This is a genomic window from Luteimicrobium sp. NPDC057192 (assembly GCF_042670205.1).
Lineage (GTDB): Bacteria > Actinomycetota > Actinomycetes > Actinomycetales > Cellulomonadaceae > Luteimicrobium.
The window spans coordinates 115,400-135,449 of sequence record NZ_JBHUWD010000004.1; the positions used below are offsets into that span (position 1 = coordinate 115,400).

A 20,050-nucleotide genomic window follows, 5' to 3' on the forward strand; every position below is an offset into this window, starting at 1 on the left:
AGCCCGGGATCTCAGGACTCGCGGGCGCCTTCGAGGGTCAGGAGCTCGCCGCCGGGGAGGACGACGTACGCCGTGGTGCCGACGCCCGTCGACGTCTCGCCGAGGATCTCGTGGACGACGGTGAGCGCGTCCTCGATGTCGATCGCGTAGCCCTCGACGTCAGCCGTGCCGGTCGAGGCGGCCGTCGTCATGCCGACGACCTCGCCCTGCGCGTCGAGCAGCGCGCCGCCCGAGTCGCCGGACACGACGTCGGCGTCGACCTGGATGAGCCCCGTGAGCGTCTCGCTGGTCTCGCCGACCGAGGGCGCCGTCGTGATCGTCCGGTCGAGGGCCGTGACGGTGCCGTCGGCGGCGCGCAGGTCGCCCGTCCCCGCCGAGTTCCCGACGGCGGTCACGTCGTCCCCGACCGCGAGGTCGTCGCTCGTGTCGAGCGTCGCCGTCGCGAGGCCCGAGGCGCCACTGAGCTGGAGGACGGCGACGTCGTGCGTGGTCGATGCACCCGTGACGGTCGCCGCGTAGGTCGTGCCGGTCGAGGTGTCGACGACGCGGACCTCGGTCGCGCCCTCCACGACGTGCGCGTTGGTCACGACCTCGCCGCCCGAGGTGAGGACGATCCCGGTGCCTGCCGACTCGGCGCGGCCGCCGTCCACGAGGGCCTCGACGACCACGACGCCCGTCGCCTCGGCCGATGTCGCCGTCGTCTGCTCGAGCGCGGTCGACGTGCCGTCCGCCGAGCCCGTGCCGGCTCCGGAGCCCGTGCCGGTCCCGTCCTGGCTCGAGCCGTCCTGGCTCGAGCCGTCCGTGCTGTCGGGCGGGCCCGACGGCACCTGGTCGGACCCGTCCTGTCCGGGCGCCGAGCCGTCGGTGCCGGCGCCGGAGCCGTCCGTCCCCTGTCCGGGGAAGCTGCCGCCCGGCCCGCCGACCTGGCTGCCGACGGACGAGCCGCCCGCGGCCTCGGCCGACTGGCCGCCGCCCACGAGCGCGGTGACGCCGGCGCCGCCCAGCGCGCCGACCACGAGGGCGCCCGCGACGGAGCCCGCGAGGACGCGCCGGGACGTGCGGGTGTGGGCAGGGGCCGGGGCCGCGGACCCGGCCGCGGCGTCCTGGTCGGGCGCGGGCTGCGCCGGACCGGCCGCGGGGGCCGTCGGGGGCTGCGGCGGTGCGAACGGAGGCGCGGGCGGTGCCGGCGGACCGGCCGGGGCGGCCTGGAACGTGGGGTCGGCGGACGGCGGCGACGGCACCTGCCCGACGCCGTCGGGCGTGCGCCCCTGCTGCTCGTGCTCGTGCTCGGTCATCGTGGTCCTCCTCGGGTCACGGCACCGGCTGGTGCCCGACTCCTAGACCACGCCCCAGACGTGAGACGCGTGCTGTCGCGCGCCCTGCGTCCCCTGTGAGTCTCCTCCCAGCCGGCTGGGAACCTGAGAGCCGCCGGGGAACGCTCGCTAGGCTGCCGCCATGCCGTCCGAGCGACTCGCCTCCCCTCCCGGCCGCTGGCGCGACGTGGCGCGCGCGACCGGGCTCCTCGCTCCCGACGGCGCGGTCGCGTCGACGGTGTTCGCGGAGATGAGCGCGCTCGCCGCCCGCACGGGGGCGCTCAACCTCGGCCAAGGGTTCCCGGACGTCGACGGGCCCGCGTGGATCCGCCGCGCGGCCGCGGACGCGATCGCCCCGGACGCCGAGCACGGCGCCAACCAGTACCCGCCCGGCCCCGGCATCCCGGTTCTGCGCGAGGCGATCGCGGGGCACCAGCAACGCCACTACGGCCTGACGCTCGACCCGGAGACGGAGGTCCTCGTCACGACCGGCGCGACCGAGGCGCTCGCCGCCGCGCTCCTCGCCCTGGCCGGCCCGGGCGACGACGTCGTGACCCTCGAGCCCTTCTACGACTCGTACGCCGCGGGGATCGCGCTCGCGGGCGCCCGGCACGTCACGGTCCCGCTGGTGCCCGGCCCGGACGGGTTCCGCCTCGACGCCGACGCGCTGCGCGCCGCCGTGACCCCGCGGGCCCGCGTGATCCTGGTCAACACGCCCCACAACCCGACGGGCACCGTGCTCACGCGGGCCGAGCTCGAGGGGGTCGCCGCGGTCGCCCGGGAGGCGGACGCCGTCGTCGTGACGGACGAGGTCTACGAGCACCTCACGTTCGACGGTGCCGCCCACGTCCCGCTCGCGACCCTCCCGGGCATGGCGGAGCGCACGCTCACGGTGTCGTCGTCGGGCAAGACGTTCTCGCTCACGGGCTGGAAGATCGGGTGGGTCACCGGGCCGGAACCCCTGGTCACCGCGGTGCGGACCGTCAAGCAGTTCCTCACCTACGTCTCGGGGGCGCCGTTCCAGCCCGCCGTCGCACGGGCGCTCGCGGACGACGCCTATCCCCGCGAGCTCGCCACCTCCCTCGCCGCGCGCCGCGACCTGCTGTGCGCCGGGCTGGAGGCCGCGGGCTTCGCCGTCGTGCGCCCGCGGGGCACGTACTTCGTCCTGGCCGACGCCGCTCCCCTGGGCTTCGACGACGGCACCGCCCTGTGCCGGCGGCTGCCCGAGCTGGCGGGCGTCGTCGGGGTGCCGGTCGCGGCGTTCTGCACCGCGGGGTCCGATACCGAGCGCGCCCTGCGGTCCTGGGTGCGGTTCACGTTCGTCAAGCGCGAGGACGTGCTGCGCGACGCCGTCGGGCGGCTCGGGGCGCTCGGGCGCTGACGGCTGCCGCGGCTCAGCGCAGGACGAGCGACACCGCGACGAGCACCATGACGACCGCGATCACGCCGTCGAGCACGCGCCACGCCGCGCGCCGCGCGAACACGGGCGCGAGCGCCCGCGCCCCGTATCCGAGGCCGACGAACCACAGCCAGCTCGCGACGCACGCGCCCGCAGCGAACGCCCAGCGGAGCGTCCCGTGGCCGGCCGCGACGGAACCGAGCAGCAGGACGGTGTCCAGGTAGACGTGCGGGTTGAGCCACGTGAGCGCGAGCGTCGTGAGGACCGTCGCGCCGAGCGCCGCGGGGGGTCGCTGGCCCGCCGGGTGGAGGGCCCCCGGGTCGTGCCGGGGCAGCGCCCGCAGGCCCGACCGCACGCCGTAGGCCACGAGCACCGCGGCCCCGACCCAGCGGACCACCTCGAGCACCGCGTCGGACCGCGCGACGACGGCGCCGAGCCCCGCGGTGCCCGCCGCGATGAGCACCATGTCGCTCGCGGCGCAGATCAGCACCACCGTCCCGACGTGCTCGCGTCGCACGCCCTGGCGCAGCACGAACGCGTTCTGCGCGCCGATCGCCACGATGAGCGACAGGCCGAACGCGAGACCGGAAAGCCCGGCGGCGAGGGAGTCCACGACGACGACGCTAGCGTCCGACCGCAGGCTCCGGGGCCCCGATCAGTCTGTAGCGCGATGACGATTTCTCACGGCTCGTTAGCATCGCTTCATGGACTGGGATCTCGCACAGCTCCGCGCGCTCGACGCCGTCGTCTCCCACGGCACGTTCGACGCCGCCGCCCGCGCGCTGCACGTGACGCCGTCGGCGGTGAGCCAGCGGATCAAGGCGCTCGAGGCGCAGGCGGGCCGGGTCCTGGTCCGCCGGACCAAGCCGGTCACCCCGACGGAGGACGGGCGCGAGCTGCTGCGCCTCGCGCGTCAGGTCGCGCTGCTGGTCGCCGAGGCCGACGCCGCGCTCGCCGGCACGGGTGGACGCGCGGGCGCGCCCCGGGTGGTGCTTCCCGTCGCGGTCAACGCCGACTCGCTCTCGACGTGGGCGGTCCCCGCGCTCGCCGGGCTCGGCGACGGCGTGGCGGTGGACGTGCGGCGCGAGGACCAGGACCACTCGGTCGAGCTCCTGCGCGACGGCGAGGTGATGGCAGCGATCACGACGCAGGCGCGGCCGGTGCAGGGCTGCACCGTCCAGGCGCTCGGCGCGATGCGCTACCTGCCCGCGGCCTCGCCCGCGTTCAGCCGTCGGTGGTTCGGCTCCCGGACCGCGCCCGACGTGACGCCGGACGCCCTGGCCGCCGCGCCGGTCGTCGTCTACGACCGCAAGGACGACCTGCAGGACCGCTACCTGCGCCGGAAGACGAAACGCCGGATCGACCCGCCGCGGCACCACGTGCCGGGCTCGTCCGCGTTCGCGCAGGCCGTCCGGCTGGGCCTCGGCTGGGGCATGGTCCCCGAGCAGCAGGCCGACGAGCTCGTGGCGCGCGGCGACCTCGTGGTGCTGGACGAGGCGGGCGCCGACGACGTCCGGCTGCACTGGCAGCAGTGGCGGGTCCGGTCGGCGGCGCTCGACGCCCTCGCGGCCTCGGTGCGCGAGACCGCGGCGCGGGCGCTTCGCCCGATCGCCTGAGCCCACCGGAAGCCGTGACGCCCGGCGCGTGCCGCCGCCCGGCGCGTGCCGTCGTCGGACGCGGTCAGGACGACGCGGCGACCCCCGCGTGGAACCCGCCCTCGCGGCGGAACGCGGGCGTGGCGACGGCGAGCACGAGGATCGCGACCGCGATGGCCCCGAGCATCACGGAGCTCATGGCCGCGGCGGTCGCGCCGAGCACTCCGACGAGCGGGCTGACGACGCCCGCGATGCCCGTCTGGAGCGCGCCGATCACGGCGGACGCGGTGCCGGCCATCTCGCCGTGGCGGGTCAGCGCGAGCGCCGACGCGTTCGACGGGACCATGCCCTGCATCGAAAGGACGAGCCACAGGCCGGCGAGCACGCCCAGGAGCCCGCCGACGCCGGTGACCGCGAACGCCACGAGCCCGGCCGCGAAGACGAGCTGGACGACGAGGGCCGTGCGCAGGAGGCGGATCGGCGCGACCTTGCGGACGAGCGCCGCGTTGACCTGCGCGGACGCGACGAGCGCGAGGCCGTTCACGGCGAAGAGCAGCGAGAAGGCGCCCGACGACAGCCCGAAGTGCTCCTGGAACACGAACGGCGAGCCGGACACGTAGCTCATGACGACGGCCATGCCGAGCCCGGGCACGACGGCGAGCGCGAGGAACCGGCGGTCCCGGACGAGCGTGCGGTACCCGCGCAGGGCGGCCGGGAGCCCGCCGGTGACGCGGCGCTCCACGCGCAGCGTCTCGGGGAGCGCGCGGAGCACCACGGCCCCGAGCACGACGCCCATGAGCGCGAGCACGAGGAAGATCCCGTGCCAGCTCCCCCAGCCCTCGACGAGCGACCCGACGGTCGGCGCGAGCAGCGGCGACAGACCGATGACGAGCATGAGCCGGGAGAACATGCGGGCGGCCTCGGCACCGCTGAAGCGGTCGCGGATGATCGCCATGCTCGTGACGGACGCGGACGCGTTGAAGAAGCCCTGGATCACGCGCAGCACGATGAGCATCGTGATGTTCGGGACCATGATCGACAGCACGGACGTGACCACGTGGCCCGCGAGCCCGACCAGCAGCGGGCCGCGGCGGCCGAACCGGTCCGAGAGCGGGCCGATCACGAGGGTGCCGAGCGCGGCGCCGATGAGCATCGCGGACATGGTGACCTGCGCGCCGGCGTCGGTGGTGTGCAGGTCGTGCGCGACGTCCGGCAGGGCCGGCAGGTACATGTCGGTCGTGAAGGCGGGGAGCGCGGAGAGGGAGCCGAGCAGGAGGATCCACGCGGCGGTCGAGCGGGGACCGGTGCGAGGCCCCGCGAGGAGGCGTGAGCGGAGGCTCGGGCGGGGCGCGGGGGCGAGGGGCTGCGCCCGGGTGGAGGTCAGGTCGGCGGTGGGGTTCGGATCATCGGGGTCGTCGGCACGCGTCACGACGGCCATCCTATCGAATCGTTTCGAGCAGGCCTCGTGAATTCGCGGCGCACCGTGTGACGATCGTGTGCCGGGCCCGCGACGCCGGACGGCGGTCGGATGTGGGCGGCATGGCCGACGATGGACCCATGTGCGGCCGCTACGCCTCCTTCCGAGAGGCCCAGGACCTCGCCGACGCCTTCGCGATCGACGCCGCCCTCGTCGAGCCCGCGGTGCGCGAGCTCGCCCCGAGCTGGAACGTCGCCCCGACGCAGGACGTGCGGATCGTCGTCGAGCGGACGCCGAAGGGCGAGCCGGACGGCCCGGTCGAGCGGTCGCTGCGGCTCGCGCGATGGGGGCTCGTGCCGAGCTGGGCGAAGGACCCGTCGGTCGGCAACCGGATGATCAACGCGCGCGTCGAGTCGCTCGTCGACAAGCCCGCGTTCGCCAAGCCGTTCGCGGCCCGGCGCTGCCTCGTCCCCGCGGACGGCTACTACGAGTGGAAGAAGCTCGAGCCGGCGCCGGGCTCGAGCCCGTCGGGCCGGGCGCGAACGCCCAAGCAGCCGTACTACATCACCCCCGCCGACGACGACGTCGCGGCCCTCGCAGGCCTCTACGAGTTCTGGCGGGACCCCAGCCGGGCGGCCGACGACCCGCGCCGCTGGCTCGTGTCGACCACGATCGTCACGATGCCGGCCAGCGACGACCTGGCCGGGATCCACGACCGCATGCCCCTCGTGCTCCCCCGGTCGGCGTGGGACGCGTGGCTGGACCCGTCGGTCGGGGCCGAGGGCGCGTCGGCGCTGCTGGGCCAGACGCCCGAGCTGATGCGCTTCCGCGAGGTGTCGTCGCTGGTGAGCAACGTGAACAACGACTCCCCTGCGCTGCTGGCACCCGTCGACTGACGGGTCGCGGCCGGGTGCGCCGCCCGGCGCGGCCGTGTCGAACGGGTCACAACTGGCCGCATCGATGTGACCCGTGGATACCCCCCGGGGTATGGTCGGTCCATGCTCAGCCCCACCGCCACCCCGTCCGCGCACCCCGACACCCCCGCTCGGCGCTACGTCGTCGTCGGTGGGGTCGCTGCGGGTGCGAGCGCCGCGGCGCGCCTCCGCCGCCTCGACGAGACCGCGGAGATCGTCGTCCTCGAGCGCGGCCCGCACGTGTCGTTCGCAGGCTGCGGGCTGCCCTACCTCGTGGGCGGCGAGATCGCCGAGCCCGACGACCTCCTCGTCCAGACGCCCGCGAGCCTGCGCGCCGCGCTGAACCTCGACGTGCGGACGTCGCACGACGTCGTCGGGCTGGACGCGGACGCTCGCACCGTCCGGGTGCGCACGCCGGAGGGCGAGACCGACCTCGCGTACGACGCGCTCGTCCTCGCACCAGGTGCGGTCGCCGCGCGCCCACCCCTCCCCGGCCTCGGCTCGCCGCGCGTGCACACCCTGCGCACCGTCGCCGACGGGGCCGCGCTCCGCGCGCTCGTGGGCACCGCACGCCGCGCCGTCGTGCTCGGCGGCGGGTTCATCGGGCTCGAGGCCGCCGAGGCGCTCGCGCAGCGGGGGCTCGACGTCACGCTCGTGCAGCGGTCCGCGCACGTCCTGTCGACCTTCGAGCCCGAGCTCGCGCGGCTCGTGACCGACGAGCTCGAGCGGCTCGGGATCGACGTCCACGCGGGCTCGGGCGCCGCTGCGGTCGAGCACCTCGCCGACCACGACGTCGTCGCGCTCGCCGACGGGACGCGGCTCGAGGCCGACGTCGTCCTGCTCGCCGTGGGCGTGCGCCCCGACACCCGAGTCTTCGAGGAGGCGGGGGTGCGCTGCGAGGACGGCGCGATCGTCGTCGACGAGCGCGGCCGCACCTCGCTGCCGTGCGTCTGGGCCGCGGGCGACGCGACCACCAGCGTCGACGCCGTCACGGGGGCACGCCGGCCCGTGACCCTCGCAGGGCCGGCGAACCGCGCCGGCCGGCTCGTCGCCGACGACATCGCCGGGCACCCGACCGCCCGGTCCGTGCCGCGCCCGCTCGGCACCGCGATCGTCCGCGTCGGCGGGCTCGCCGCGGCCACGACCGGCGCGAACCACGCGGACCTCGACGCACTGGGCGTGCCCTACCGCACGCTCCACCTGCACCCCACCCAGCACGCCGGCTGGTTCCCCGGTGCCGCGCAGCTCCACCTCGTCGTGCACGTGGACGCCGACGACGGCCGGATCCTCGGCGCCCAGGCCGTCGGCCCCGACGGGGTCGACAAGCGCATCGACGTGCTCGCGACCGCCCTGCGCGCCCACCTCACCGTGCACGACCTGGTCGACCTCGACCTCGCCTACGCGCCACCCTTCGGCGCCGCCAAGGACCCCGTGACGATGGCCGGGCTGCTCGGCTCGAACGTCGTCGACGGCACCTTGCGGCTCTGGTACGCGGACGAGCTGGACGAGGTCACCGCGCACGCGCTCGTGCTCGACGCCCGCAGCCGGGACGAGTTCGCGACCGGGCACGTCCCCGGCGCCCTCAACGTCCCGCACACCGAGCTGCGCGACCGGCTCGACGAGGTTCGCGCGGCCGCGGCCGGGCGTCCCGTCCGGGTCCTGTGCCAGTCCGGGGTGCGCTCCTACCTCGCGCACCGCGTGCTCGCCCAGCACGGGTTCGACAGCGCCTCGCTGTCCGGCGGGATGCTCACCCTGCGCGCCGCGCTCGGCCCCCGTGCCACCGTCGTGCTCGTGCGGCCCGACGAGGACGCCGTCCGCGTGGACGACCGCGCCGCCTGACCTCGCGCAGCACCCGCGCACCCCACCCGCCACCCCGAGGAGCACCGATGACCACGCCCGACGCCGAGGCCCGCCGCAAGATCGTCAACCGCCTGCGCCGCGCGCGCGGCCAGCTCGACGCCGTCGTGAACGCCGTCGAGAACGACGCCTCGTGCCGCGAGGTCGTCACCCAGCTCGCCGCCGTGTCGAGCGCGCTCGACCGTGCCGGCTTCGCGATCGTGTCGTCCGCCATGAAGGACTGCGTCGGCGATCCCGAGGGCACCGCCGACGGCCTCACCACCGAGGAGCTCGAGAAGCTCTTCCTCATGCTCGCCTGAGCCTTCCCCACCCACCGGTACCCGACCGCCATCCCCGGCACCGAGGAGACGAACCCCATGTGTTACCCCACCACCTGCAGCACCTGCGGCAAGACGACCTGGAAGGGCTGCGGCCAGCACGTCGACGACGTCCGCCGCACCGTGCCCGCCGCCGAGTGGTGCGACGGCCACCCCGACGCCCCGAAGAGCACCTTCTTCTCGCGCCTCCTGGGGCGTTGAGCGGGCACAGCCCGCACCCGCCCCGCGCCAACGCACGGGTTCAGCACCACGCTCCCCGGGCGGCAGCGCGGGTCATCCACCGACCGATGTCGCCCCTGGTCAGAGGCCGCTCGATGGGCTAGAATCGAACACATGTTCGAGTCTGAGCGCGCCGAGGCCCCTCCTCGCGATGCTCTGTGCACGACTCCGCTCGCCGCACGTCTCGCGTCGCCCGCGCGGGGTCGGGAGGCCTCGGTGCTCGAGGTCGCGTTCGCGCACCTCATCGCGAGGTTGGTCGGCCTGGCGTCGCCTTCCGAGCCGGCCGACGACCGTGCGGACGCTCCCGAAGGCGCGGCCGACGGCGAGCTTGCGGACAGGATCGACCCGCTTCCGGCACCACCCCTGGACGTGCCGGACCTCGCCGCTCGACTTGCCCGGCTCGAGCCTTCCGAGGTCGGCGACGACGCACTGGTCGACGCCGTGGTGGCGTGGCAGCGGGTCGCGTCCTGGGCGGCCGCGCAGCAAGCCGTCGTGATCGACGAGCTGTTGGCCCGTGGCGGTTCGTCGTCGCGGGCCGCGGAGGCAGTCGTCCACGAGTTCACGGCCGCTCTCGTGACGTCCCGGCACGCAGCCGCCGCGCTGGTGGGTCGGGCGGCCGGGCTCGCGGCGTCGCCGCAGGTCGCGGACGCGCTCGCGGACGGTCGGATCGACACCGCCCGCGCCGACGTCCTGGTGTCCTACGAGGCCGTTCCCGTCGCCGTGCGCCTCCGGGTGGCGCCTGACCTCGTCGGCACGGCGGAGCGTCCTGGTCCGGCCACTGGGCTCACGCCCGCCCAGCTTCGCGACCGGCTGCGGCGCGCGGCGATCGAGTCCGATCCGAACGGCGCGACCCGGCGAGCCGAAGAGGCGGTGGCGCGCCGTCACGTCTGGATCGACCCGGCGCCCGACCAGATGGCCTGGCTCACCGCCCTGCTGCCCGCCGCGGACGCCGCCCGGCTCTGGGCCCGGCTCGACGCGACCTCCCGCGACGTCGTCCGCGCCGCCGGCGAGACCCGGACGCTCGCACAGGTCCGCGCCGACACTCTCACCGATCTCGTCATCCATGGCTGCACCGGTGCCCGCATCGAGGGCCCCGCCGACGATCGCGCGCAGTCCGACCGCGTGCAGTCCGATCGTGCCGAGTCCGACCGGGCCGCGTCGCGCGCTGCCGCGTCCGACACTGCCGAGTCCGACACGAGCGGGGCCGGTTGTTCCTCCGCGGTGCGCACCGTGGTCAACGTGACGGTCGCGGCGACGACGCTCCTGGGCGCCGACGAGGCGCCCGGGCACCTCGCGGGCTACGGCCCGATCACCGCGCCGCTCGCCCGAGCGCTCGCTGCCGGTGACGACGCGACGTGGCGCCGGATCCTCACCGATCCCGCGACCGGCGCCGCCACCGACGTGTCCCGGACCACCTACCGGCCCGGCGTCGTGCTAGGCGATCTGGTCCGGACCCGCGACGCGACCTGCACGTTCCCGGGCTGCCGGGTCCCGGCAGCCCGGTGCGACCTCGACCACGTCGAGCCGTTCGACTCCTCCCAGCGGATCACCGGGCAGACGTGCGCCGCGAACCTTCATCCCGTGTGCCGCGCGCACCACAACGCCAAGACGCACGGCGGCTGGCAAACCCGTCGAGACGAGGGCGGCGGGATCACGTGGTCAGCGCCGTCCGGTCACGACTACACGGCCGCCGCTCACCCGACCGACCCTGCGGTCCCTCCCGGCCCGACCACCCGCCGAGCGTCAGCCGTCCGGACCACATCGCGACAGAGATCGGCGCTACCGGACGACGACCCGCCGTACTAGCGCCCCGCATGCTCCGACGTCGGCTCGTTTCAACGCTGCGCCGCGCCTGATGCTGCGCGCAATGCGGTACGAGCGAGCACCGCGGCGGCGCTCCTCCAGTGTCCAGGTCCGGCCGCACCGGGCGCGGTCCCGATCGTCGTGCAGCCGCTGGACGGCACGCGCCAACCGCTGGATCTCACGTAGCTACACGCTCAGCCCCGGTACGCGCGCTGCAGCTGCACGGGCTCGATCATGCCGAGCCCCTGCACCTCGACGCCGGGCCGTGCGGTGAGCGCGAACCGTGCGTCGTCGGCGAGCAGCCCGGCGGTGTCGCGGTCGACGAGGACGCTGCCGGGGTCGGCGATGTCTACGAGGCGGGCTGCAAGGTTCACGCTCGGCCCGAACACGTCGCCGAACCGGGCGAGCACGCGCCCCCACACGAGGCTGACGCGCACGGGGACGCCGTGCTCGCCGCGCGTCGCGGGCGCCTCGGCGAGGCCGAGGGCGACCTCGGCCCCGGTGGCGACGTCGTCGGCGACGTAGAGGACGGCGTCGCCGATGGTCTTGACGACGCGCGCGCCGGCGGCCGAGATGACGTCGCGCGCGCCGGACTCGAAGTCCTGGACGAAGTGGGCGAGCTCGATGGACTCGAAGCCGGCGGTGCGCTTGGTGAAGTCGACGATGTCCGCGAACCCGACCGCGCGGGCGAGCCGGAGCTCCCCCTGGCCGGAGACCCCCTGCTCACGGGCGTGGGAGAACTCGACGGCGTACCGGCCCGCGTACGCGGCGAGCTGGCGGCGCCACGCGTGCGTGAGCTGCCGTTCGAGCACGGGCGCGATCCCGGGCAGCCGGTCGAGGAGCTCGAGCCTGGCCGCGACCGGGTCGAAACCCTGCCGTTCGACGAGGTCCCCGACGAGCGCCTCGGCCTGCCAGAGCACGAGCCGGTCCATGGTGTGCCCGGTGGAGCGCAGGAGGGTGGTGACGGTGCTGGGGTCGAGGCGCTGGTCGTCGGCGAGCTGGAGGATCTCCCGGAGCGCGCGCACGTCGTCGTCCGTGAAGATGCGTTCGTCGTCGTCGACGGCGGAGAGGCCCAGTGCCCGCCACGACTCGTGGACGAACTCGACTCCCGTCCCCAGCTCGGCCGCGACCTCGGGGGCGGTCCGGGCGGCGGGCCCGCCCAGGAGGTGGTCGTCGAGGAGGTGGTCTTCGAGGACGCCGGCGGTCGGGTCGTCGACCCGTGCCGGCCCGCGGTCCTCGCTGCTCACCCGCCCAGGGTAGCCGCGCCGCCCGCACGGACGTGGCGTACGTCACCGGTGACGACGGACCGCGTGCTGCCGTCGTCCGCGCGGACGAGCAGCTCGCCGTCCGGGCCGAGCCCGTACGCGTCGCCGTCGAGCCGCGTCCCGTCGACGAGGTCGACGGCGACGCGCGCGCCCACCGTCACGCACGCGTCGGCGACGGCGGAGGCCAGGCCGGGCAGGCCGTCGCCCCCGGGGAGCCGGGCGGCGCGCGGGTCCCCATCGGCGGCGCGCCACGCGTCGAGGATCCGCACGAGCTCGCGAACCTGGGCCTCGAGCACCACGGCCCGGTCGACGTCCGGCGCGCCGGACGCCGCCAGCGAGGTGGCGCTGGGCACGGGAAGCTCCTCGGGAGCCTGGCTGACGTTGATCCCGACCCCGACGACGGCGCGGCCGTCGGCCAGCCCTTCGACGAGGATGCCGACGGCCTTGCGGTACGGACCCCAGCCGGTCACGTCGGTTCCGTCCAGCGCGGGCAGCAGGACGTCGTTCGGCCACTTGACGACCGGCTCGAGGCCGGTCGTCGCGCGCAGTGCCCGCACGACGGCGAGCCCGACGAGCAGGGGCAGCCACGAGAGCCGGCGCACCGGCACGCCCGGGGCGACGAGCAGCGACGACGTGAGCGCGGCGCGCGCGGGCGTCTCCCAGGTCCGCCCGGCGCGGCCCCGGCCCGCGGTCTGGTGGTCGGCGACGAGGAGGGCGGGCGTCGGCCAGTCGTCGGGCCCGGCCACCGCGGCTGCCGCCAGGTCCGCGTTCGTCGATCTCGACGTGGCGACGACCTCGACCCTCGCGAGCGGTCCACGCGGGGCGAGGAGGACGGCGGCGAGCGCGCCGGCGTCGAGCGGCGAGCGGGCGGCAGGCGAGGCGGGATCGGGGGTCATGGCACCAGTGTGCGGGGAAGGCCGCCGACGCGAGCGTTGTCGTCAACCTCCAAACCGAGAGGACGAGACCGCGCGTCGCCATCGTCGAGTTGGCGCCACCCACCAACTAGGCTCGCAGGGTGACCCAGGACTCAAGCGCCACGCCGGAGACCCCCGCCCGGCTGACCGGCACCGCCGCCAAGCTGGCCGACCTCGCGGAGCGCCGCCGCGCCGCCGTCGAGCAGCCGGAGGAGGACGCCCGGACCAAGCAGCACGCGCGCGGCAAGAAGACCGCGCGCGAGCGCATCGAGGCGCTCCTCGACGAGGGCAGCTTCGTCGAGCTCGACGCGTACGCGACGCACCGGTCGACCAACTTCGGCCTCGACAAGCGCAAGATCCCGGGCGACGGCGTCGTCGTCGGGTACGGCACGGTCGACGGCCGCCAGGTGTGCGTGTACAGCCAGGACTTCACCGCCTTCGGCGGGAGCCTCGGCGAGGTCCACGGCCAGAAGATCACCAAGGTCCAGGACCTCGCGCTGCGCACCGGCGCCCCGATCATCGGCATCTCCGACGGCGGTGGCGCGCGCATCCAGGAGGGGGTCGCGGCGCTCACGCAGTTCGCGGAGATCTTCCGGCGCAACGTCGCGGCATCGGGCGTGATCCCGCAGATCTCGCTCATCCTCGGCCCGAGCGCGGGCGGCGCGGTCTACTCCCCCGCGCTCACCGACTTCATCGTCATGGCCGACAAGACGTCCAACATGTTCATCACCGGCCCGGACGTCATCCGGGCGGTGACGGGCGAGGACGTCGGCTTCGAGGAGCTGGGCGGCGGCCAGACGCACAACGAGCGGTCGGGCGTCGCGCACTACCTGGGCGCGGACGAGGACGACGCGATCGACTACGTGCGCCACCTCATCGGCTACCTGCCGCAGAACAACCTCGCGGACCCGCCGCAGTGGATCCCCGACGACGTCCCCCTCGAGGTCACGGACGAGGACCTCGAGCTCGACACGCTGATCCCCGACTCGGACTCGCAGCCGTACGACATGCGGACCGTGATCGAGCACGTCCTCGACGACGGCGACTTCTTCGAGGTCCAGCCGCTGTTCGCGAAGAACGTCCTCGTGGGCTTCGGGCACGTCGAGGGGCAGAGCGTCGGCGTCGTCGCGAACCAGCCGCTCGCCATGGCGGGCACGCTCGACATCAACGCCGCCGAGAAGGCCGCGCGCTTCGTGCGCACGTGCGACGCGTTCAACATCCCGGTGCTGACGCTCGTCGACGTCCCGGGCTTCCTGCCGGGCACGGACCAGGAGTGGAACGGCATCATCCGCCGCGGCGCCAAACTCATCTACGCGTACGGCGAGGCGACCGTCCCGCTCGTCACGGTGATCACGCGCAAGGCCTACGGCGGCGCGTACATCGTCATGGCGTCCAAGCAGCTCGGCGCGGACGTCAACCTCGCGTGGCCGACGGCGCAGATCGCCGTCATGGGCTCGTCGGGCGCCGTGAACATCCTGCACCGCCGGACGTTGGCCACCGCCGAGCAGGCCGGCAAGGACGTGGAGGCCGAGCGCCTCCGCCTCGTCGACGAGTACCAGGACGCGATCGTCAACCCGTGGGACGCCGCCGCGCGGGGCTACGTCGACGGCGTCGTCGCGCCGTCCGAGACCCGCGTGCAGGTCGTCCGCGCGCTGCGTGCGCTGCGCAGCAAGCGCGCGAGCCTGCCCCCCAAGAAGCACGGGAACATCCCGCTGTGAGGAGCGTTCGATGAGCGACCACGACGACATCACCCACGGCCCGGCGCCGCTCGGCGCCGTCGACGCCGCACCTCTGCACGACGCCGTCGACGAGCTCGCGCGCGCCCTGCACGAGTACGTGGACACGGCGGTGGGCGTGCGCGCCGAGTTCGGGGCGGCGGAGGCCGACGAGGACCCGCGGATCCTCGCGCTCGAGACCCGGATCGCGACGCACAACGCGGGCGTCTTCGACGCGCTCCACTCGAGGCTCGGCATGCATCCCGACCTCACGACGCTGACGTGGGGCGAGGACGAGGCCGCCGAGCACGACCACGAGCACGCGGAGGGCGAGACGGCCGAGGCGGAGGTCTTCTACCTGGGCTTCGTCGTGACTCCTCCGACGCGCCCGACCGACGCGTCGATGGGCACCGTGATCGACCTGCTCGACGAGGCCGGCGAGGACACCGTGACCAAGCTCGTGGGCGCCGGGTTCGACGTCGTCGAGTGGGCGGCGTCGCGTGGCGAGCCCGGGCTGTTCGACGACGAGGACGACGATGACGAGTCCTGACGGCAGGTCCGGCGCGCCGGAGGAGACGACGACGGCCGCCCAGGTCCGGGTCGTGCGCGGCGCCCCGGACGAGATCGAGGTCGCGGCGCTCGTCGCAGGTCTGGCGGCCGCGGCTGCCGGCCTGAGCGTGCCCGCGGACGCCGCGCCCGTCGACGAGTGGACGAACCGCGTGCGGACGATGCGCGGCAACAGCGGCACCGCGAAGAGCTTCGGGGGGCGCGCGGGGCGGCACAACGCCGACGCGTGGCGCTGGAGCCTGCGCGCGTAGCGCCGCCGCGTAGGACCACCGCGGCACGCCGCCGCGGCGTCGCACCACCGCTACGCTCGGCCGCATGACGAACCCGCAGGCACCGAGCGCTCCGCGGCGCGTCTCCGTCGTGCTGTTCGAGGGCTTCGAGCTCCTCGACGTGTTCGGGCCGGTCGAGCTGCTGGGTACGGTCCCGGACCTCGTGTCGGTCGAGCTCGTGGGGCCGGACGCGGGCCCGGTGCCCAGCTCGCAGGGCACCGAGGTCGTCGCGACGGCGTCGTACGCGTCCGCGGCGGACCCGGACGTCGTCCTCGTCCCCGGCGGCGCGGGCACCCGCCCCCTCGCGGTCGACGACGCGTTCCTCGCCTGGCTGGCGGCGTGGGCGGGCCGGGCGCGCGTCGTGACCTCCGTCTGCACGGGCTCGGCTCTCCTCGCGGCGGCGGGGCTCCTCGACGGCTACCGGGCGACGTCGAACAAGAGGGCGTTCCGGTGGGTGGAGGGCCACGGCACGTCCGTCGAGTGGGTCGCGCAGGCGCGCTGGGTCGAGGACCGCGACCGGTGGACGTCGTCCGGCGTCGCCGCGGGCATGGACATGACGGCCGCCCTGATGGCGCGGCTGCTGGGCGACGGCGTCGCCGAGCTCGCGACGACGGCCGCGGAGCTGGACGTCCACCGCGACCCGTCCTGGGACCCGTTCGCACGGGTCCACGGGCTCGTCGACTAGCGCGGGCTCCGTCAGGCGGCCCTGGTCCGGAACACCGGCCAGGCGACCTCGGTGCGGTGGAGGCTCACGTCGGGCGTGTGGACCGCCGACACGACGAACGTCTCGCGGATCGGCCCGTCGACGCCGAGCGCGCGGCGCGCGACGTAGCTGCCGAGCGCACCGTACGTCCAGTCGATGTCGGCGCACGTGCCTCGGTGGACCATGACCGCGACCTCGGTCTCGTGCAGGCGCATCGGCCGGACCTCCACCGAGGCGTCGGCCGCGTCCGCGAGCGCCGCGAGCGCGTCCGGCGCGGGACGCTCGGCGACGGGCACGTACGCGACGAGAGTGCCCTGCTCGCGCTCGAACAGGTCCGGGTAGAACAGGGCACCGTGCGCGCCGGCCTGCTCCGCGCCGACGGCCTGGACCGCGGCGTCGATGGCGGCGTACGCCGGGGCGGTCCAGCCGGCCATCGCGAGCGAGAGGCGGGTGCGGGCCGCGAGCGCCCAGGTCGCGGGCTCCGCCCGGAACTCGACCTCGCCGCCGGCCGCGTCGGTGGCGTCGGCGTCGAGCAGGTGGTCGAGGGTGCGGCCCGGCGCGGGCGCCGGACCGGCCGGCGCGTCGAGCCCGAGCAGCGCCCGGAGGGTGCCGACGGCGCCGCGGACCTCGTCGAGCTGCCTCTCCATGCGGTCGAGGTGCTCCCCGATCCGGGCGGTGCGCTCGCCGACGTCGGCGGTGCTCACGACCGAGCGCACTTCGTCGAGCGGCATCCCGAGGTCGCGCAGGCGGCGCACGACCTGCGCGAGCGGCACCTGGGTGACGCTGTAGCTGCGGTACCCGGTCACGTCGTCCACGTGGTGTGGCACGAGCACGCCCTGAGCGTCGTAGTGCCGCAACGCCTTGACGGTGAGGTGCGTCATGCGCGAGAACTCGCCGATCGTGACCATGCCGTTCCGTCCGCTGCCGGCCATCCGCTCGCCCCTTCCGTCGTCACCGCGCGTCACGCGTCCGCGGGTCCTCGCCGCGTGGCGAACGCCAGCAGGCAGACGCCCACCAGCGCGGCCACACCCACCACCGCGAGGACGACGACGCTCGCCCCGAAGGCGTGCGCCACGGTCCCGCCGGCGGACCCGAGGACACCGTAGAAGACGACGCCCACGAGCGCGACGCCCACGCTGTTCCCGGCCTGCTGCGCCGTCTGGAGCGCGCCCGAGACCGAGCCGGCCTGCCGGGGGTCGGCGTGCGCGAGGACCTGCGCGGCGAGCGGCGTGATGCACAGCCCCTGGCCGGCCCCGGCGAGGAGCAAGCCGGGGACGAGCGCCGCCACCGTGGCTCCGGGACCGTCCGGTGCGGCGGCGAGCGCGAGGCCGAGGGCGCCGTACCCGGCGAGGATCGCGACGAGCCCCACGACGACGACCGCGCTGCCGTGGCGGGCCGCGAGGCCGGGGGCGGTGAACGACGTCGCGAGGTAGCCGGCCGCGAGGACGCCGAACACGAGACCGGCGTCGAGCGGGCTCAGCCCGAGGCCGTCCTGGAGGTAGAGCGCGAGCACGAAGTAGAACGACGCCTGGCCGCACCAGTACACGAGCTGCGCGACGAGCCCGAGCGACATCGACGGGCGGCGCAGCAGGGAGGGCGGGAGGAACGGTTGCCCGCCGGCACGCTCGAAGCGCACCCCGGACCGGTAGGTGACCACCGCGACGACCGGCACCAGGGCGAGGCTGACCCAGGTCCAGGCGGGCCACCCCGCCTGCCGGCCCTGCACGAGCGGCAGGACGAGCAGCACCATCGTGCGCGCGCCGAGCACCATCCCCACGAGGTCGAGGCGGCCCGCCCGGCGGGCACGCACGGCGGGCACGAGCCGGGGCGTGAGCGCGAGCGCGACGAGCCCGACGGGCACGTTCACGGCGAAGATCGCCCGCCACCCGAGGCCGTCGACGTCCGCGGCGATGAGGGCCCCGCCGACGAGCTGGCCGCCCGCCGCGGCGACGCCGAGCACGGCCCCGTACCAGGCGAGCGCCCGGGCACGGGCCTCGCCGGGGAAGCTCACGCCGATGATCGAGAGCACGCTCGTGCCGATGAACGCGGCACCGACGCCCTGCACGACCCGGGCGACCACGAGGACCGTCGCGCCCGGGGCCGCCACGCAGATCAGTGAGGCCGCCGTGAAGACCGTCAGGCCGAGGGCGAACCCGCGGCGGTGCCCGACGTGGTCGCCGAGCCTCCCCGCGAGGAGCTGGGTGGCGGCCATCGCGAGCGCGAACCCGGCGACGACCCACACGACCTCGCTCGGGCCGGCGTCGAGGTCGGCCGCGAGCGACGGCAGCGCGACGTTGACGCCGAAGAAGTCGAGGACCATGAGGAACGTCCCGGCGAGCAGGACGGGAAGCGCGCGCCACGGCGGCACGGGCACGGCGGGCGGCACGGCGGGCGGGACGACGAGCCGGGCGGCGGGCCGGTCGGCAGGAGTCGTCGTCGAGGTGGTGGTGGGTTCTCCGGTGCTGGTCATGCGACAGTTCTCGACCCTCCCCTCGGGGGAGGGTCAAGCACGTGCTCACGGCTGGTCCCGCCACCGCCGTTCACCCACCGTTCCCCCGGCGTCCGTCCCCACGCCGACGGCCGGGCACCGGGCGTCCTTACCGTCGGCGCTGATGACCGACCTCGCCACCAGCCGTGCGGCGCGCGACGACGCCACGAGCGGCGCTGCCGCGCGCCGCGCCACCACCCCCGCCGCGGAGCTCCACGGTCCCCGGGGCACGCTCCCGCACGTCGTGGCCGTCGCCGTCGTGCGGGACGAGGAGCCGTACCTCGCGACAGCCGTCGAGGCCGTCCTCGACCAGACGTGGGCGGGGCCGCTCGACGTCGTCCTGGCCGTCGGTCCGTCACGCGACCGGACCCGGGAGATCGCCGAGGAGTTCGCGGCCCGCGACCCGCGCGTCCACGTCGTCGACAACCCGACGGGATCGCGCTCCGAGGGCCTGAACCTCGCGGTCGAGCGGGCCGCGGCGATGCCCGGCTCCGACGACGGGGACGTCGTCGTCCGGTTCGACGGGCACGCCGTGCTGCCCGTCGGGTACGTGCGGCACGCGGTGCGGGTCATGGGCCGGACGGGTGCGGACGTCGTCGGCGGGATGATGGTGCCGGTCGGCCGCACGCCCTTCCAGCGGGCGGTCGCGCGCGCCATGGCGCACCCCGCGGGCATCGGCGCGACGTCGTTCCACACGGGCGGCGAGGCGGGACCGGCGCACACGGTCTACCTCGGGGTCTTCCGCCGGACGGCGCTCGAGCGCGTCGGCGGGTACGACCCGACGCTCGTGCGCGCCGAGGACTGGGACCTGAACCGGCGGATCCGCGCCGACGGCGGCGTGGTGTGGTTCGACCCCGAGCTGCAGGTCGTCTACCGCCCGCGCAGCACGGCGCGGGACCTCGCCCGCCAGTTCTGGCGCACCGGGATGTGGCGCCGGGAGATCGTCCGGCGGCACCCGACGACGGCGTCCCCGCGCTACCTCGCGCCCCCGGCCCTCGTGCTGGGCCTGGTCGCGTCGTTGGTGCTCGGCCTCGTCGGGCTCGTCGACGCGCTCGTCCCGCCGGCGCCGACCGCGTGGCTCGGCCTGGCGCTGTTCGCGCCCGTCTCGTACCTGCTCGTCGTCCTCACCGCGAGCGCCCACGCGGGCCTGCGCCAGCCGCGGGCGGTGAAGGTCCGGCTGCCCGTGGTCCTCGTCGTCATGCACGTCGCGTGGGGCGTCGGCTTCCTGCGCGGCGTCTCCCGCCACGCCCGCACCGAGCACCGCACGTGAACCCGACCCGTCCCCCGGAGGACAC

Annotated in this window: 19 protein-coding genes; 12 read left to right on the plus strand and 7 right to left on the minus strand. The window is 75.4% G+C overall.

Going from position 1 to position 20,050, the window contains the following annotated elements:
• Positions 1–11: 11 nt before the first annotated feature.
• The gene (locus ACFT5B_RS03880) at positions 12–1,295 is read right to left on the minus strand and encodes a trypsin-like peptidase domain-containing protein (RefSeq protein ID WP_386796653.1); all 1,284 of its coding nucleotides are present in this window, start codon (positions 1,293–1,295) and stop codon (positions 12–14) included.
• A gap of 160 nt (positions 1,296–1,455) precedes the next feature.
• Here ACFT5B_RS03880 and ACFT5B_RS03885 point away from each other — a divergent pair, with 160 nt between their 5' ends.
• Positions 1,456–2,694, plus strand: coding sequence for a pyridoxal phosphate-dependent aminotransferase (locus ACFT5B_RS03885; protein WP_386796654.1), 1,239 nt, complete (start codon positions 1,456–1,458; stop codon positions 2,692–2,694).
• Between the two features lie 13 nt (positions 2,695–2,707).
• On the opposite strand, the gene ACFT5B_RS03890 is transcribed toward ACFT5B_RS03885, so the two are convergent.
• Positions 2,708–3,325, minus strand: a complete 618-nt coding sequence (locus ACFT5B_RS03890; RefSeq protein ID WP_386796655.1) for a LysE/ArgO family amino acid transporter — start codon at positions 3,323–3,325, stop codon at positions 2,708–2,710.
• Positions 3,326–3,416: 91 nt separating this feature from the next.
• Between ACFT5B_RS03890 and ACFT5B_RS03895 the strand changes: the two genes are divergently transcribed.
• Complete coding sequence (locus ACFT5B_RS03895) at positions 3,417–4,328, plus strand: LysR family transcriptional regulator ArgP (RefSeq protein ID WP_386796656.1); 912 nt, start codon at positions 3,417–3,419, stop codon at positions 4,326–4,328.
• 64 nt (positions 4,329–4,392) lie between these two features.
• Here ACFT5B_RS03895 and ACFT5B_RS03900 read toward each other — a convergent pair whose 3' ends face one another.
• Entirely contained in the window at positions 4,393–5,736 is a 1,344-nt protein-coding gene (locus ACFT5B_RS03900; RefSeq protein WP_386796657.1) for a multidrug effflux MFS transporter, read from the minus strand.
• A 128-nt stretch (positions 5,737–5,864) separates the two neighbouring features.
• Here ACFT5B_RS03900 and ACFT5B_RS03905 point away from each other — a divergent pair, with 128 nt between their 5' ends.
• From ACFT5B_RS03905 to ACFT5B_RS03925, 5 genes are all read left to right on the plus strand, one after another.
• Positions 5,865–6,620 (plus strand): SOS response-associated peptidase, encoded by a 756-nt coding sequence (locus ACFT5B_RS03905; protein ID WP_386796658.1) that lies wholly within the window; start codon positions 5,865–5,867, stop codon positions 6,618–6,620.
• 102 nt (positions 6,621–6,722) lie between these two features.
• Positions 6,723–8,477 (plus strand): FAD-dependent oxidoreductase, encoded by a 1,755-nt coding sequence (locus ACFT5B_RS03910; protein WP_386796659.1) that lies wholly within the window; start codon positions 6,723–6,725, stop codon positions 8,475–8,477.
• A 47-nt stretch (positions 8,478–8,524) separates the two neighbouring features.
• On the plus strand, positions 8,525–8,794 hold the full coding sequence (locus tag ACFT5B_RS03915; protein WP_386796660.1) for a metal-sensitive transcriptional regulator: 270 nt from the start codon (positions 8,525–8,527) through the stop codon (positions 8,792–8,794).
• Positions 8,795–8,851: 57 nt separating this feature from the next.
• Positions 8,852–9,013 (plus strand): hypothetical protein, encoded by a 162-nt coding sequence (locus ACFT5B_RS03920; protein ID WP_386796661.1) that lies wholly within the window; start codon positions 8,852–8,854, stop codon positions 9,011–9,013.
• A 132-nt stretch (positions 9,014–9,145) separates the two neighbouring features.
• On the plus strand, positions 9,146–10,837 hold the full coding sequence (locus ACFT5B_RS03925; RefSeq protein WP_386796662.1) for a DUF222 domain-containing protein: 1,692 nt from the start codon (positions 9,146–9,148) through the stop codon (positions 10,835–10,837).
• Positions 10,838–11,028: 191 nt separating this feature from the next.
• Here ACFT5B_RS03925 and ACFT5B_RS03930 read toward each other — a convergent pair whose 3' ends face one another.
• Positions 11,029–12,081, minus strand: coding sequence for an adenylate/guanylate cyclase domain-containing protein (locus ACFT5B_RS03930; protein WP_386796663.1), 1,053 nt, complete (start codon positions 12,079–12,081; stop codon positions 11,029–11,031).
• Entirely contained in the window at positions 12,078–12,995 is a 918-nt protein-coding gene (locus tag ACFT5B_RS03935) for a biotin--[acetyl-CoA-carboxylase] ligase (protein WP_386796664.1), read from the minus strand. Before ACFT5B_RS03935 ends, ACFT5B_RS03930 begins: the two co-directional genes overlap by 4 nt.
• Before the next feature lie 119 nt (positions 12,996–13,114).
• On the opposite strand from ACFT5B_RS03935, the gene ACFT5B_RS03940 reads away from it, so the two are divergent.
• From ACFT5B_RS03940 to ACFT5B_RS03955, 4 genes are all read left to right on the plus strand, one after another.
• Positions 13,115–14,731, plus strand: coding sequence for an acyl-CoA carboxylase subunit beta (locus ACFT5B_RS03940; RefSeq protein ID WP_386796665.1), 1,617 nt, complete (start codon positions 13,115–13,117; stop codon positions 14,729–14,731).
• Between the two features lie 10 nt (positions 14,732–14,741).
• A complete protein-coding gene (locus tag ACFT5B_RS03945; RefSeq protein ID WP_386796666.1) occupies positions 14,742–15,278 on the plus strand; it encodes a hypothetical protein in 537 nt (178 codons plus the stop codon).
• Entirely contained in the window at positions 15,265–15,546 is a 282-nt protein-coding gene (locus ACFT5B_RS03950) for an acyl-CoA carboxylase epsilon subunit (RefSeq protein ID WP_386796667.1), read from the plus strand. Before ACFT5B_RS03945 ends, ACFT5B_RS03950 begins: the two co-directional genes overlap by 14 nt.
• A gap of 64 nt (positions 15,547–15,610) precedes the next feature.
• The gene (locus ACFT5B_RS03955; protein WP_386796668.1) at positions 15,611–16,249 is read left to right on the plus strand and encodes a DJ-1/PfpI family protein; all 639 of its coding nucleotides are present in this window, start codon (positions 15,611–15,613) and stop codon (positions 16,247–16,249) included.
• 11 nt (positions 16,250–16,260) lie between these two features.
• Here the strand turns inward: ACFT5B_RS03955 and ACFT5B_RS03960 are convergent, their stop codons facing one another.
• Together ACFT5B_RS03960 and ACFT5B_RS03965 are read right to left on the minus strand one after the other, a co-directional pair.
• Positions 16,261–17,199 (minus strand): MerR family transcriptional regulator, encoded by a 939-nt coding sequence (locus ACFT5B_RS03960; protein WP_386796669.1) that lies wholly within the window; start codon positions 17,197–17,199, stop codon positions 16,261–16,263.
• 29 nt (positions 17,200–17,228) lie between these two features.
• The gene (locus tag ACFT5B_RS03965) at positions 17,229–18,737 is read right to left on the minus strand and encodes an MFS transporter (protein WP_386796670.1); all 1,509 of its coding nucleotides are present in this window, start codon (positions 18,735–18,737) and stop codon (positions 17,229–17,231) included.
• A gap of 142 nt (positions 18,738–18,879) precedes the next feature.
• Between ACFT5B_RS03965 and ACFT5B_RS03970 the strand changes: the two genes are divergently transcribed.
• Entirely contained in the window at positions 18,880–20,025 is a 1,146-nt protein-coding gene (locus ACFT5B_RS03970) for a glycosyltransferase family 2 protein (RefSeq protein WP_386796671.1), read from the plus strand.
• Positions 20,026–20,050: the final 25 nt, after the last annotated feature.